At 39.0% G+C, this 15,804-nt stretch carries 13 protein-coding genes; 3 read left to right on the forward strand and 10 right to left on the reverse strand.

The genetic code is table 11. From position 1 onward, the window contains the following. Window positions 1–815: 815 nt before the first annotated feature. The 10 genes from C7972_RS20350 to C7972_RS20395 all read right to left on the reverse strand — a co-directional run bounded on the left by C7972_RS20350 (window position 816) and on the right by C7972_RS20395 (window position 13,313). Complete coding sequence (locus C7972_RS20350) at window positions 816–1,337, reverse strand: 5'(3')-deoxyribonucleotidase (RefSeq protein WP_110358013.1); 522 nt, start codon at window positions 1,335–1,337, stop codon at window positions 816–818. Between the two features lie 182 nt (window positions 1,338–1,519). Further along, window positions 1,520–1,756, reverse strand: a complete 237-nt coding sequence (locus C7972_RS20355) for a DUF6095 family protein (protein ID WP_110358014.1) — start codon at window positions 1,754–1,756, stop codon at window positions 1,520–1,522. 35 nt (window positions 1,757–1,791) lie between these two features. Next, window positions 1,792–2,625, reverse strand: coding sequence for a DUF4249 family protein (locus C7972_RS20360; protein WP_110358015.1), 834 nt, complete (start codon window positions 2,623–2,625; stop codon window positions 1,792–1,794). A gap of 4 nt (window positions 2,626–2,629) precedes the next feature. Next, the gene (locus C7972_RS20365; protein WP_110358016.1) at window positions 2,630–5,005 is read right to left on the reverse strand and encodes a TonB-dependent receptor; all 2,376 of its coding nucleotides are present in this window, start codon (window positions 5,003–5,005) and stop codon (window positions 2,630–2,632) included. Between the two features lie 123 nt (window positions 5,006–5,128). After that, the gene (locus C7972_RS20370; protein WP_110358017.1) at window positions 5,129–7,348 is read right to left on the reverse strand and encodes an NADP-dependent isocitrate dehydrogenase; all 2,220 of its coding nucleotides are present in this window, start codon (window positions 7,346–7,348) and stop codon (window positions 5,129–5,131) included. Between the two features lie 684 nt (window positions 7,349–8,032). Next, on the reverse strand, window positions 8,033–8,383 hold the full coding sequence (gene rplS / locus C7972_RS20375) for a 50S ribosomal protein L19 (RefSeq protein ID WP_110358018.1): 351 nt from the start codon (window positions 8,381–8,383) through the stop codon (window positions 8,033–8,035). Window positions 8,384–8,627: 244 nt separating this feature from the next. Beyond that, window positions 8,628–9,305 carry a tRNA (guanosine(37)-N1)-methyltransferase TrmD gene (gene trmD / locus C7972_RS20380; RefSeq protein WP_110358019.1) on the reverse strand — a complete coding sequence of 226 codons (678 nt, stop codon included), beginning with the start codon at window positions 9,303–9,305 and terminating at the stop codon, window positions 8,628–8,630. A 279-nt stretch (window positions 9,306–9,584) separates the two neighbouring features. Beyond that, window positions 9,585–10,205, reverse strand: coding sequence for a tRNA (guanine-N1)-methyltransferase (locus tag C7972_RS20385; protein WP_110358020.1), 621 nt, complete (start codon window positions 10,203–10,205; stop codon window positions 9,585–9,587). Window positions 10,206–10,347: 142 nt separating this feature from the next. Continuing rightward, the gene (locus C7972_RS20390) at window positions 10,348–11,796 is read right to left on the reverse strand and encodes a glyceraldehyde-3-phosphate dehydrogenase (protein ID WP_110358021.1); all 1,449 of its coding nucleotides are present in this window, start codon (window positions 11,794–11,796) and stop codon (window positions 10,348–10,350) included. A 122-nt stretch (window positions 11,797–11,918) separates the two neighbouring features. After that, a complete protein-coding gene (locus C7972_RS20395; RefSeq protein WP_110358022.1) occupies window positions 11,919–13,313 on the reverse strand; it encodes a S1C family serine protease in 1,395 nt (464 codons plus the stop codon). A 126-nt stretch (window positions 13,314–13,439) separates the two neighbouring features. On the opposite strand from C7972_RS20395, the gene dapF reads away from it, so the two are divergent. Genes dapF through mltG form a run of 3 tightly spaced genes read left to right on the forward strand, consistent with a single transcriptional unit; the run spans window position 13,440 to window position 15,776 of the window. Continuing rightward, window positions 13,440–14,222 carry a diaminopimelate epimerase gene (gene dapF / locus C7972_RS20400; protein WP_110358023.1) on the forward strand — a complete coding sequence of 261 codons (783 nt, stop codon included), beginning with the start codon at window positions 13,440–13,442 and terminating at the stop codon, window positions 14,220–14,222. Next, window positions 14,209–14,733, forward strand: coding sequence for a GNAT family N-acetyltransferase (locus tag C7972_RS20405; RefSeq protein WP_110358024.1), 525 nt, complete (start codon window positions 14,209–14,211; stop codon window positions 14,731–14,733). The genes dapF and C7972_RS20405 overlap by 14 nt, the downstream gene beginning before the upstream one ends. Then, a complete protein-coding gene (mltG, locus tag C7972_RS20410) occupies window positions 14,733–15,776 on the forward strand; it encodes an endolytic transglycosylase MltG (RefSeq protein ID WP_110358025.1) in 1,044 nt (347 codons plus the stop codon). The genes C7972_RS20405 and mltG overlap by 1 nt, the downstream gene beginning before the upstream one ends. Window positions 15,777–15,804 lie beyond the last annotated feature (28 nt).

Raw genomic sequence — 15,804 nt, forward strand, 5'->3', positions numbered from 1 at the left:
AGGCCGCCGCCTTTTTTTGAAAGCACTTGCCGTTTTTACGGTAGGTGCTTTTTTTTGTCCGAACTTTAATAAAAGGGCACGCCTTGGGCGTGATTGATTCCAGTATCCGTACGCCAAACGGAAAGTCCAAGGTCGGGAGACTTTGTACAGCGACGTAATGATTTATCGACACTATGTTAGAGTCGACATAATAAAGGACCGGCCTATTTTCAATTTCGTCTTAAATCAAGTGGTTTTCACATTGGAAGGTGGAAGGCGTCCATAGAGCATTTCACCCAAGTGAAAGCGGCCTGGACGCCGGGGCCGTGGAAAGTGCGTAGATTTAAAGAAATTTAAAATCAGCTTGGCCATGGCTACAGCTGGCTCCTCCTAACCAAGGTACACCGTACCTTGGTTATTCGGCCCTGGTCGTTTTTTGGGCGATGCAAAAAATGAACAGGACACAAACTTGAGATAGTAAACTATATCTTTTTGTAATTCACACACAACTTTTAGGATTGTTCCACGGAAAAACCAAAGTCGGGAGACTTTATAAAGTGTGAAAGTTCAAAGTCGGGAGACTTTGCACAGCGACTTTGCACAACGACTTTGCAGAGTGCCATCAATTCTTAAGATCAGCCAATTGTTACATTGAATCATTGCTACATTGTTTCATTGCTAGATTGTTCCACTTTCAAATCGGCCCATCAGCAAATTTTCAAATCAGCAAATTGTTACATTGAATCATTGGTACATTATTTCATTGCTACACTGTTCCACTTTCAAATCGGCCCATTAACAAATTTTCAAATTAACTATCCCCTAAACCCTGTAATTTACAACAGCAAACGGGCTACCTCCAACCAATTGTTGGCACGTTCATATCCAGTGGTGTGTATGTTGTGAGGAGAGGTGAACATTATTTTCCTTCCCTGGAAGTGCTCCAGATTGTAGCTACGGTCATCTATCAAAATATCTCCATTAAGAATATGCTTGCTGCCGCAGAGAATACGATTTCTCCAATGGATAAAAGGAAAATGCTCATCCAGCCAATCGCTTTTTTCCCTTAGAGAGTTGGGGTATTCCATGGCAGCTGAGGCTACATAGAGTTCATATTTGGAGGATAATTCCTTTAAAACTTCCTTACTGTCCTTGATAGGTTCCAGATTGCGAAAGAAGCCGTCTGTCCTGGCATGGTTCCTTACACTATATTGCCGTTCTTCAGGAACGGATTGCCAAACCTCACGTCCCATACAGTCCATCTCGGTCAGGTTTTCATTAAACTCGGCATTGTAAAGTGTTATATGTGCATTATAAGCATCAGCAAACACCTCGTCCATATCTACAAATAAGGTCATTGAATTAAATTTTAAATACGAAAATAACCATTTTCCCTTGAAGACCGGAAAGATTTGCTTCTGGATGTAATGAGACAGCCTAAATGTGTTGGGGATTCCAGTGAAGACCTTAAATAACCTTGGTAATACGCCAATAGAAACGGGAGTAGAGCCGTTTGCTTTATGGAATGGGGCCGGTACGATTAATCTTGTTTATTGTCCTTATTGAACAGGGCATCCATTATCAATTTAATACTATAAAACCCCATTGAAATGGCTGCAATGGCTAAAATAATACCAATGATCAAGACAGGCCAATAGAAAGGGTGCCCTTCATTTTTAAAGGCTTGGTATATTATTATCGGCGCAGTAAACATTAGGGCTATGGTATAGGCAATATATTTGAGGCCTTTTAATAAGAGGGCTTTATTTGTTCGCATAGGTTTGATTTTGTAGACCGTCTTAATGTTATGGATTATTTTTTTATCAGAAGAGTATCCGAAAACGTTTGGCAAATGGCAAAATAGCCCAAGGCAAAATTACTTTTATTTGTACTATCATTATCACTGGTATTGGTTACATTAATTATATTTCCCTTGACCGTGGTTGCAGGTGTGCTAAAGGGACCGTTATCCGCTCCGCTTTGTTGAATCAATTGGTTCATATAATTAAAAAAATCCTGATCTATACCTAAAATACTAATGGTTAGCAATCTTTCATCTTCCAATTTACTATCGTAAAAAAATGAAAACTGAAATCGTTTTCCCTGATAAAACTCATCTTCGCTCACCAAATATTCACCGAAATCAAAATCGAATAAATAGTAATCCTCTCTCTCCCCGTTATCTGTGAAGGTTAGGACTACTTCGGTTTCATCATCTCCAAACAAAGTAGTTGTTCCCTGTTCCAAGGAATCAAGGGGAACGGCAGGTACGTATTTGGTTTTCGCCAAATAGGTTTGGCCCCCATATTGAATGGTAAGTTCCAATTCTCCTTGTGTCAATTCCTCTAAATCCCACTCATTTTCATAAACACCGGTATCTGGAATGGATTCTTCCAAAACTATTACCGACCCTGATTGCGTGTTTGTGAGGGTAATTTCCTGAAGTTGGGCAGGCGATAAATCATCAAAAAAAGAACTGGTTAGACTGGCCTTTATTTGGATCAATACAGAAGGATTGTCCATCTCCTCCAATCGGATCAGGGCATCGATAACCAATCTAGGCTCTTCCGTAGGAAGATCTACTTCAATTACATCCTGACACCCAAAGATTATAAAACACAAGAATAAAATTACAATGTTCTTCATTTCTTTAGAATTTGATGTTATAGGTGGCGGCGGGTACCAAGCCAAAAATTGAGGTACGGACTGCTTCATTTACCCCTGTGTCCCCGTTGCGACTAAATCCGATAGAGGCAGCATTTTTTCTGTTGTATAAGTTGTAAATGCTAAAGACCCATTCCGATTTTAATTTTCTGCCCTTATTTTTTCGAGGGGTAAGTGTTGCCGAAAAGTCAATTCTGTGATACGCCGGCAGTCGCTGTTTGTTTCTTAGTCCATAATATGGCACAACCAAATTTTGGAATTGGAATTGGCCAATGGGATAATTGGTAGGTTGGCCGGTCTGGAACACAAAATTGCTGTTAAAGCTCCATTTTTCATTTAAGTCGTAATTTACATATAGGGAAACGTCGTGGGTCTTATCATAGGGAGTGTTGTACCAATTTCCTAAATTAATACCTGTTTCAGTAGCATTTCGTCCAGGGGTCCTTTGTTCCGATTTGGATAGGGTATAGGCCAGCCAACCTTGAAATCTATCCTGGTTTTTTCTTATAAGCAGTTCAAGCCCATACGCTCTTGCTTCCCCGTTTAGGATTACCTGTTCTATAGCATCATTGGCAATTAAATTGGCGCCGTCTATGTAATCTATTCTGTTTTGGATATCCTTATAGAATAATTCGGTTTCCAGGGAGTAATCTCCATCCTTTATATTTTTGAAATATCCCAATGCATATTGATCCAGTAATTGTGGTTTTATAAAAGTTCCACTTGGGGTCCACACATCTAGGGGAGTAGGGGAACTTGTATTTGATAGCAAGTGAAGATATTGTGCCAACCTGGTGTAACTTGCTTTTAAGGAGTTATTGGGGTCAAGGGAATAAGCTAAGGCTATACGGGGCTCTAAATTTGTAAAGGTTGCGAGTTGTTCGCTACGTTCAGGAGTAAGAATTTCTATTGGATCTGCCTCCTTGTATATCTGCAGAAAGGGATCAAAAACTACCGGGTCGTTATTCGTGTACACATTTAATTCGTCCTGTCCCAGACGTATAAAATTACTGAGACGCAAGCCATATTGCATGCTTAAATTTTCCGTAATGTTCTGTTCAACATCTACATAAACAGCAAATTCATTGGCGTATTTTTGGATCAGCTGATTTTCAATTATCCCAGATTCCGAGTCGCTGGGTTCTATCTTGCCAGGGTTAAAGCGGTAATAAATGTTATTGATACCATAGTTTATTTGAAAATTATTACTCAGATAATGCTTAAAATCGTATTTGAGATTAAAGTTTTGAATTCCAGAATTCCATTTGAAACCTACAAAATCCAGTTTTAAGCCATAATAATAATCAGAATATATCAAGGATAAATTGGAGAATAATTTATCCGAAAACAAATGGTTCCATCGGAAATTAAGAACCGCATTGCCATAAGTGTTTACGAAGCTTTCGCTTATTGAAAAAACATCCCTTCCAAAATAGCCCGAGAAATAAATGTTATTGCTTTCATTTAACTTAAAGTTCAACTTGGTGTTTAGATCATAGAAATAGGCTGTATTGTCTATGTCGAAAAGAGGTAGGAACAAATGGGCATAGGATGCCCTACCGCCAATAAGAAATGCCGCTTGGTCTTTGATTATGGGCCCTTCGGCCAATAGTCTACTGGCAACGGCACCAATACCACCATTGACTTTTAACTCCTTACTATTTCCTTCTTTCTGAAAAATTTCCAGAACTGAGGACACCCTACCTCCATAACGGGAGGGTATACCGCCCTTGAATAATTTTACATCCTTTATGGCGTCTGGGTTAAATACAGAAAAGAATCCAAATAGGTGGGAGGAATTAAAGATGGTGGCCTCATCCAGTAGAATAAGGTTTTGGTCTACGGCTCCTCCCCGAACATTGAAGCCTGATGCCCCTTCGCCGGCATTGCTAACCCCGGGTAAAAGGAGAATGGATTTTATAATATCTGCCTCTCCCAGAATTACAGGTATCTTTTTTATGGTTTCTGCCGATAGGGAGTTAACGCTCATCTGAGGTTTACGAATATTTAATTTTTCAATATCCTCGGTAACCACTACTTCCTCCAATTGTTCCGCTACTTCAAGTAATTGAAAGTTTATTTTTTGATCGTAGGTAAGATCAATGGTTTGAATAATATCTTGGTATCCCAAAGAACTTATTTGAAGTTGATAGCTTCCTTTGGGTAACGTAATGGAGTAGAATCCGTATTCATTTGTAATAACCCCTGTGCTTAGGGATGGCACAGCAACTGTGACACCTATTAGTGTCTCATTACTTGCTATTTCGGTTATTGTCCCACTCAGGGTGAACCGTTCCTGCGAAAATAGATTAATGGAAAATAGAAGTAATAAATAAAACGGCACATATGTATTTTTTCCCATTAAAAGCATTTTTCACCTAAATGTATCGATATTTTCTTGAGGAAAAAAAAGTTTGCAATCTCTTAAAGTAAAATGACCTTTCCATAAAGTGAAAAGGTCATTTTAAATTAGAAAAAAGTTCGTTTAGATGGATTCCAAAATGGAATTAAATGTAACGCTCGGTCTCATGGCCTTACTTATCAGATTTTCATCTGGTAAATAATAACCTCCAATATTGATGGGTGCACCCTGGGCGTCGTTCAATTGTTTAAGAATTTCATCCTGGCTATTCGAAAGCTTTTCGGCAATAGGTGCAAAAACGGCTTTAAGTTCCTGGTCCTCATTTTGTTCAGCCAAAGCATTTGCCCAATAAAGCGCCAGGAAGAAATGGCTACCCCTATTGTCCAGCTCCCCAACTTTTCTTGAAGGGGATTTGTCGTTTTCCAAAAATTGTTCCGTAGCCTTGTCCAAAGCATCGGCAAGGACTATGGCTTGACTATTGTTATTCTTTTCCCCGAAAAATTCCAAAGACACCCCAAGGGCCAAGAATTCGCCCAAAGAGTCCCATCTTAGATGTCCCTCGGATAAAAACTGTTCCACGTGTTTGGGGGCGGAGCCACCTGCACCGGTTTCAAAAAGTCCACCACCGTTCATAAGAGGTACGATGGATAACATTTTTGCACTGGTACCCACTTCCAAAATAGGAAAGAGATCTGTTAAATAATCTCTAAGCACGTTCCCGGTTACAGATATGGTATCCTTTCCCTCCTTAAGTCTTTGCAACGTAAATACCGTAGCCTTTTCAGGAGACATTATCCTTATGTCCAATCCAGAAGTATCATGTTGGGGTAAATAAGTGTTTACTTTCTTTATCAATTCAATATCATGGCCCCTATTCTCATCCAGCCAAAATATGGTGGGTATATTGGTAGCCCTGGCTCTGGACACGGCAAGTTTTACCCAGTCCTGAATAGGTGCATCCTTTGCTTGGCACATTCTCCAAATATCCCCCTCCTCTACATCGTGTTCAATTAGAACATTACCAGAATTGATGTCCACTACGGAAACCTTGCCACTGGACTTTATAACAAAAGTTTTATCGTGGGACCCGTATTCCTCTGCTTTTTGGGCCATTAATCCTATGTTGGGTACCGTTCCCATAGTTGTAGGGTCAAAAGCGCCATGTTCTTTACAGAAGTTGATAGTCTCGGTATAGATTCCGGCATAACTACTATCTGGAATTACGGCCTTGGTATCTTGAGCTTTTCCGTTGGAATCCCACATTTTACCTGAATTGCGGATCATGGCCGGCATGGAGGCATCTATAATGATATCACTTGGTACATGTAGGTTGGTGATTCCCTTATCGGAATTTACCATGGCTAGGGCAGGACCTTGCTGAATGGTTTTCTCAATATCCGATTCAATTTCCTGTCTTTCAGAATCGGGAAGACTTTTTATTTTTTTTAATAAAATCTCAAGACCATCATTGGCATTGACATCAATTTTATGAAATGTAGCGCTGTGTTTTTTAAAAACATCTGCAAAGAATACCTTTACGACATGACCAAAAATAACAGGGTCGGAAACTTTCATCATAGTTGCTTTCAAATGCACGGAAAACAACACACCTTTCTCTTTGGCGTCTTTAACCTGTTCTTGTAGGAATTTTACGAGCGCTTTTTTGCTCAATACGGTGGCATCAATTATTTCACCTTTCTGAAGTTGAATACTTTCCTTTAGTAAAGTCTTGGTACCATCAGTTTGTGTGAGTTCTATTTTTACAGCGGTGGCTGACTGTAGGGTAATTGATTTTTCGTTTGATTTAAAATCGCCCTCAGTCATGGTGGCCACATGCGTTTTGGAATCTGCGCTCCAAGCCCCCATGGAATGCGGATGCTTCTTGGCATAATTTTTAACGGCCCTTGGAGCCCTACGGTCCGAGTTACCTTCTCGCAAAACAGGGTTCACGGCGCTTCCCTTTATTTTGTCATACCTAGACTTAACATCTTTCTCAACATCATTTTTTGGGTTATCCGGATAGTTTGGAATGTTATATCCCTTACTTTGTAATTCTGCAATGGCTTCGTTTAATTGGGGAGCGGAAGCGCTCACATTTGGAAGTTTTATGATGTTGGTTTCAGGCATTTTGGCCAAATTTCCCAATTCTACCAAATCGTCCGAGATCTGCTGTTCCTTTTTTAAGTAATCTGGAAATACTGCAATTATTCTACCTGCCAGGGAAATATCCTTAAGTTGAACATCTATTCCAGCTGTCTTGGTAAATGCCTTTATGATAGGTAGGAATGATTGTGTTGCTAATGCAGGGGCCTCGTCTGTTTTGGTATATAAAATTTTTGGCATTATAATTTAGATTTTTAAGTTTAAGCGGAGCAAATATACAATTTTAAAAATGCCAAATAAACAGGGAAGGGCTATAATATTGGGTAAATGTGTACTAGGAAAGTAAGGGAGGTAATATTCTTTATATTGAAGTTAAAATTATGGCAAAAATAAAAGCCATATCATTGTAAAATTACCTTGATATGGCTTTCTAGAAATAGTTTACAAACTTGTTGTTTTGTCTTTTACAAAACGGCAACCATTGATTGCATTTGCGTCGCTATTTCAACGTTTGAAACATTCTATCCTTAATAATACAACCAAGTGACAAAGATGTTTCTCCTCAATGTTCAAATATTTGGTATTCCTAATGTATAACCTAGATCTAACATTAACAATATCACAATACTTACAAATCTACCAACTTACACAAGCAAGTTAATAGTTAGAATGCAATCTATAATGCATAACACTATAGAAGGACAAATAACAATGAGATAAAGAACGTAAACTCTATGTGACATTCATTAATCCGAGTAACGAATTTCCAGCCACACTTAAAAGTAAGGAATTATTATTGAATAAACAAGCTTTGTAACGATTTTATTATCAACATATTATGAACTGTAGTTCTGAACAAATGTTTATAAATGAAAAAGCATCCTTACTGAATAAGGATGCTTTTTTGTAAATTTTATGAGCTTGTTAAGAGCGTATCTCTTTAATTCTAGCTTTTTTACCAGTAAGACCTCTAAAGTAGAAAATACGGGATCTTCTAACCTTACCTTTTTTATTCACTTCTATTTTTTGTAGAGCAGGCATATTAATTGGAAAAATACGCTCTACACCTATAGTACCGGACATTTTACGGATTGTAAAGGTTTCGGTAGCTCCAGTTCCCCTTCTTTGAATAACAACACCTTTAAAAAACTGTGTTCTTGTTTTTTCACCTTCCTTAATTTCGTAGTACACGGTAATAGTGTCCCCAGCTGAAAAGTTTGGAAAATCTTTTTTAGGAATAAATTCGTTTTCTACAAATTTTAATAACTCTTCCATCGTTTTTAATTATTATTTACTTAAACCAACTTTCACGATTATCGTCAGAGGTTGATTTAATGGAGTGCAAAATTAATCTAATATTTATAACTTACAAGTGATTGGGAGTTTTTTATCAATATTATCCCTTAAAAATCATCATAAGTTCATTGTATTCCATTGGTCTAACCCCTTGGAAATGTAGCATATGGCAAAATAGGCATTTTTATATTAAAGTCGGACCAAGAAACAATCCAAACCTGGACTAGTCGCTAAGTAGGTCTGGACGCAGTTGCTCGGTTCTTTTATATGCCTCGTCTTCTCGCCATGTTTCTATTTCCGGAAAATTCCCGCTCAATAGAATATCAGGTACTTTATAGCCTTTGTATTCCGCAGGCCTGGTGTATACTGGAGGCGCAAGTAAATTATCCTGAAATGTATCGGTCAGCGCAGAGGTTTCATTGTTCAAAACTCCCGGTATTAATCTAACTATGGTATCGCATAGCACTGCAGCCCCCAATTCGCCCCCGGACAGGACATAATCACCTATCGATATCTCTTTGGTAATATATAGGTCCCTTACCCGTTGATCCACACCTTTGTAGTGGCCACATAAAATAATAACATTATTTAATAAGGACAAACTGTTGGCCATTTTCTGGTTCAATGTTTTTCCATCGGGGGTCATATAGATGACCTCATCGTAGTCCCTTTGACTTTTTAAGGTAGCGATACACTTGTCTATGGGCTCTATCATCAAGACCATACCTGCACCGCCCCCAAACTGGTAATCATCTACCTGATTGTAACTTTTATCCGTATAATCCCTTAGGTTATGTAAATGGACCTCTACAATCCCTTTTTCAATGGCACGTTTTAAAATGGAAGCTTCAAACGGACTTTTAAGTATTTCGGGAACTACGGTAATTATATCTATTCGCATGGGAAAATCAATAACAGTTAATGTTTTTTACGGGGCAGGTTCAAAAGTAGTAAAAATAGACACAATCCTTTCTGCCAATTTTTTTGGCGGTTATACCATTGCCCAAGGCCCTAAAGGAAAAAGCTCCCAAAAAAGGAGCTTTTTAAATTCCAAAGTCAAATAAAATAATAGGTTCCCTTTATTTTATTGGCACCGCCAAAGGGTGTAATACCCTGAGGCTTGCCTCGAAAATTAAAGTTCGTTTCCTACGAATGCCTCGCGGGCTTGCCCCGAGGTAGTTTACTTGGATTTTTTATGTTTGTTGATCTCGTCCTGGAGCTGTCTACTAATTTTTTGCTCCCTTTCCAAAGCCCTTCTTCTATGGTCCTCATATTCGGTCTCTACTTCCGCAAGCGTCGCTTTGGCTTCCTGGGTTAGAATATTGCTATTTCTGAATTTATAGATGAAAAATAATAAAAACAGCAATAACCCTGTTATTATGGTCCAAAGAATAAAATTGTAGGTGCTTTTCGCTACCAGAATACCAAGGAAAGACATGCTATCCTTCTCCTCGGTTACCTCGGAAAGATTATTGGTCGTCTCTTCCAATTTTTTGTTCAGCGATTCAATTGTTTCTACATGGGCGGTAATGGTACCGTTTAGTTCATTGACCTTTTTGTTAAAGGCATTAATGGAATCCAATACATTTTGTCTCAGTTTTCCCAAGTTAAACTCCTTTACCACCTCGTATCTTACTCCATCGGCCCGGTAGTTACCAGATTTTTTGGAGATATATTCGAATTGGGAACTAATAGGACCTTGGTCCAAGGAAAGTTTGTCCTCTTCCTCGGGTTCCTGTGCAAAGTGTAGGTTAAATGACAATAGAGCCATTACGATAAAGAGTAATTTCGAAATTTTCATTTATGTAATTCTTATTGTTAATAATGATTTAGAGAAGGCTAAAATACTTTAATATTCCCAATTATTAAAAAAAGGGATAAGACGTACTTTAACTAAATAGAATAACCCACAATTTTGTATATTATTATATATTGATGAAATTTTAATAATAGGTATATCTGCGAACCTTGGCAATGTATTTGGCAAGGCGGATTACTTGGTGCGAATACCCAAATTCATTATCGTACCAAATGTATAGTACAAGGTTCTTTCCATCTTCCGATACTATGGTTGCCGTACTGTCATAAATGGCAGGGGCAGAAGTTCCAACTATGTCCGTTGATACCAATTCATTGCTTAGTGAATACTTTATCTGTTCAACTAAATCACCTTCCAAAGCATATTTCTTAATTATGGTGTTCAATGCCGGTTTTGAAGTTTTATTGTTGATCTCTAGATTTAATATTGCCAAGGAGCCATTGGGTACTGGTACCCTAATGGCATTGGAGGTCAACTTGCCACTAAGTTGCGGAAGGGCTTTGGCCACTGCTTTTCCGGCCCCGGTCTCCGTTATGACCATATTAAGGGCGGCAGCCCTTCCCCGTCTATATTTTCCGTGCATATTGTCTACTAAATTTTGATCATTGGTATAGGCATGAATGGTTTCTATATGCCCTTTTTTTATACCCAAGGAATCATCTACTACTTTCAAGATAGGGGTTATGGCATTGGTGGTGCACGAGGCGGCAGAATAAATTTTATGGGTGTCCGGATCAAATTCCAAATGGTTTACGCCATGTACAATATTTGGGATCCCTTTACCGGGAGCAGTAAGCAATACCTGACTGCTTCCTTTGGACCTTAAATGTCTATTGAGGCTTTCATTGTCCCTGAAGGCTCCCGTATTATCTATTATCAAGGCGTTGGCAATCCCGAATTGGGTGTAGTCTATGTCCTCCGGACTATCTGCTTCAATAATATGGACAGTTGTACCGTTTATGGACAAAGCTTTATTGTTAAAATCGATATCCACTGTACCCATAAATGGCCCGTGTACGGAATCTGTCCGTAATAAGTTGGCCCTTTTTTCCAAAATTTCGGGAGTTATGGGACCCCGGGTAACGATGGCTCTTAATCTTAACTGATTTCCTTTGCCGGTTTTGGCCATCAATTCCCTTGCCAATAAGCGGCCAATTCGCCCAAAGCCATATAATACCACATCTTTGGGAATTATCCCGTTCTGGGAATTGGCACTTTTTAGTTTGTCCGATACAAACGCCTTAACATTGTTGTAGTTGTTTTCAAATGAATGATATTCATAGGTGAGTTTTCCAATATCCAATTTTGAAGGGGGTAATTCTATGTCGCTTATAGTTCGCAATATTTCGACAGAATCGAAAATTGAGATTGGTTTTTGAACAAAATCCCCTGCATATTCATGCAGGTTCAATATGTCGCTGACATTTTTATCTATGACCTGATTCTTAAAAAGAACTATTTCTATGGATTTGTCATACCATAAATCACTGGCAATTTTAATGAATTCGGTGGTGGCCTTCCTTCTGTCTGCTTGAAAGGCCAATTCCTTTTCATATAATGTAATGGCACTCATAGGCTGATCTTAATATTTGTTGGTTTTGGGGCAAAATTATATATTTCAAACGTTTTCGTAAAAAATAAAGTATAAAAAAAACGCTCCGATAGGAGCGTTTTTTTTAAAAGCTACTTTGGCTTTTATTGAATTATCAGTCGTTCTTTTTCACCTTTTTTATTCAACATGGTAATACTTGCCCTATCATATCTGGAAATCCGGCCGAATTTGGTTTTGGCATCCTGAATGTTGTTGATTTCTTCATCCCCAAAGGATAATAGAACTTTTCCTTCAAAACCATAATTTCTATAAGTTTCGGGTACTCCTATGATCTTTACCCCTTTTTTGGTTCTAAAGGCTTTCTTTTCATCTTCGGTAAGGTTTTTAACTTCAAAGCCCAGGACAGGAATAATGATCGTTTGCCGTTCCTTAAGCATCACGGGGAATTCCATCTTCTCATCACCTCGTAAAACGGTTACCAAAAGCTCGTCCCCAGGTCTTTTTGAAGATATATAGCCTATTAGATCTGCAAATTTGTGAATTTCTACATTGTCTATGTTTTTTATAATATCACCCTCTTTTAAATCGGCGTCATAGGCGCCGGAATCCTCCTCGATACCTGCAATGTAAACCCCGTCAATTTCATTTATACCATTTTCAACGGCATATGGGCTGTTCATGGGGACGGTATTGATACCTAAGATACCTTTTTGTACGTTACCGTATTCCATAATGTCTTCCACCACTTTTTTGGCAATATTACTGGGAACAGCAAAGGAATAGCCTACGTAAGAACCCGTTTGCGAGGTAATGGCAGTGTTTATGCCTATTAGGTCGCCGTTGGTGTTTACCAATGCGCCACCACTGTTTCCGGGATTTACGGCCGCATCCGTTTGGATAAACGACTGATCCAAACTAGCCAGGGCCCTAGCTTTTGCACTAACGATCCCAGCAGTAACAGTGGACGTTAAATTAAAGGGGTTCCCTACGGCCAAGACCCATTCCCCAACCTTGGTATTGTCCGAGTCCCCAAATGCCAAATAAGGTAATTGCCTGTCCACGTCTATTTTTATAAGGGCAATATCGGAATTGGGGTCGGTACCGATCAGTTCGGCATCATAGGATTTATTATTATTTAGCGTAACCTGTAATTGATCGGCATTGGCTATAACGTGGTTATTGGTCACAATATAGCCGTCCTGTGAGATTATTACCCCGGAACCGGTACCCACTTGAGGGGTTTGACTACCGCTATAACCGTAGAAGTACTCCATAATGGTGGAGGGACCCTTGCTCACGGTAACATTTTTTACGTGTACCACTGCATTTACCGTATTTTGAGCAGCTATGGTAAAATCCACTTCATTGATTCCAGCACCCTTGGCGGAGGTTGGGGTGTAACTGGATGAAATCATTTTTGCCCCACTGTCTCCCTGTATAACGGCATAATTTGGTTTCTCAAAAAAAAGTTTGTAAGCACCTAATGTAATTGCCCCTGCAAAAACAGAGACCAATAATAAACTTCCAAATTTCTTCATAAAAACATTTTTTTAATTTGCTCTTGTAAAATTAACATAATTCTATAGCAATTATTTGGCTTTAACGAGTTTTTAACTGATAATAAAACCTTAATAAAATTATATCTTTGCTTTATAAATTACAATATGTTACTAAACTTTTATAAGTACCAGGGAACCGGAAATGACTTTGTGATGATAGATAATCGCAAAGAATTTTTTCCGAAGGACAACGTTGGGTTGGTCTCTTTTTTATGTGATAGAAGATTTGGCATCGGTGCCGATGGACTCATCTTGCTGGAAAATGATAAGGACACGGATTTTAAGATGGTCTATTATAATTCTGACGGTAGACAGGGTACCATGTGTGGTAATGGAGGTAGATGTATTGTGGCATTTGCCCATCATTTGGGGGTTGTGGATCAAAATATAACATTCAAGGCTGTGGATGGACTTCATAAAGCGACTATGGCAGAAGGGATAGTTAGCTTGGAAATGCAGGATGTTAAGGAAATACGGGAAAAGTCCAATTCCTTGTTCCTCAATACGGGATCCCCGCACCATGTTCAATTGGTAGACGGACTAAAGGAGTTTGATGTTCGTAAGGAAGGGGCGAAGTTACGCTATGGATTGTACGGGGAACAGGGAAGCAATATCAATTTTGTTGATCAAGCCAGTGAGGATACCTTTAATGTAAGGACTTATGAAAGGGGAGTAGAGGATGAGACCTTTTCCTGTGGAACCGGGGTAACCGCCGTAGCCCTGGCTATGTACCATTCGGGTAAGACCAAAAAGGATTTCGTAAAGATCGTTACCCCAGGGGGTAATCTGCAAGTGAAGTTCAGGAACAGTGAAAATGGCTACGACCAAATATGGTTGACAGGGCCGGCACAACTGGTTTTTAAAGGGGAGATAGATGTTGAATCTTAAAGGAGAGCAGATTTACCTAAGGGCCTTGGAGCCCAAAGATTTGGATTTCCTGTATAATTTGGAGAACAATCCTGAAATTTGGGAAATAAGCGGTACTACCGCGCCCTATTCCAAACATGTGCTTCAACTTTATCTGGAAAATGCCCATAAGGACATTTATGAGGTGAAACAATTGAGATTGTGTATCTGTAATATGCAGGACAATGTAGTTGGATTAATCGATTTATTTGATTTTGATCCAAAGAACTTAAGAGTGGGCATGGGAATTATTGTGAGTCGGAAGCCGGATAGAAATAAAGGGGTTGGTTCTGAAGCGGTAGGGATACTTACCAACTATGTCTTTTCCGTATTGGGAATGCGACAGGTTTATGTAAATGTACTGGAGGAAAACGCTCCCAGTATACATTTGTTTACAAAACTGGGGTTTGAAAAAGTTGGAATAAAGAGGGATTGGATATATTCCAATGGGGCTTTTAAAAATGAAATCTTGTTTCAAAAGATAAATAACTAATGTATATAAAGAAAATTTTATTGGTTATCGTTATTGCTGGTATGTTGGTCGGTGGGGCTTTCGCCTATATGGTTTACAGGGCCTTCTTTGTACCCAATACGCAATTCAATAATGAGGTAGCCTATGTGTTTATTCCGTCAAACGCCAACTTTGAGCAAGCGAAGGATATTCTGGAGCCACTTTTGAAAGATTTGAAAACCTTTACATCGGCTGCCGATAAAAAGGGGTATAGCGACAATGTGAAGCCGGGTAAATACGCAATAAGAAAAGGGATGAACAATAACGATATTGTAAATTCTTTGCGAAGTGGCAATATCCCTGTTAAGGTTGCTTTTAACAATCAGGAAACCTTGGAAGACTTGGCGGGAAGAATATCACTTCAGATAGAAGCGGATAGTACTGCTCTGTTGAACCATTTTAAAGATAAGGAGTTTTTAAGGGCCAATGGCTTTAATGATGAGACGGCATTGTCCATGTACATACCTAACAGTTATGAGTTTTTCTGGAATACTTCGGCCGAGGGATTTAGGGAAAGGATGTTTAAGGAATATACCAGGTTTTGGAACGATAAGCGCCAAGCAAAGGCAAAAGCTGTAGGTTTAACCTCCTCTGAGGTGATTACTCTGGCTTCCATAGTACATAAGGAGACGGCAAAGGTAGATGAAAGGCCCAGGGTGGCCGGAGTCTATCTTAATCGATTGAAGACCGGTATGTTGCTGCAGGCAGACCCTACCGTTATTTATGCCCTAAAAAAACATACAGGTAATTTTGATACCATTATAAAAAGAGTGTTGTATAGAGATTTGGAATTGGATTCCCCTTATAATACCTATAAGGTTGCGGGTTTACCTCCTGGACCCATTGCCATGCCCGATATATCGGCAATCGATGCTGTTTTAAACCCTGAAAGGCATGACTATTATTATTTTGTTGCCAATGTGGAAAACTTTGGTTATCACAAGTTTGCGAAGACCTTGTCGCAACATAACCGAAATAAAGCACAGTATGTCCGGTGGATAAATAGCCAGAAGATCAACAGGTAAACCATTGGTCTTTATATCTGTGTCATTT

The sequence above is a fragment of the Arenibacter sp. ARW7G5Y1 genome (assembly GCF_003201775.1).
Classification (GTDB): Bacteria; Bacteroidota; Bacteroidia; order Flavobacteriales; family Flavobacteriaceae; genus Arenibacter.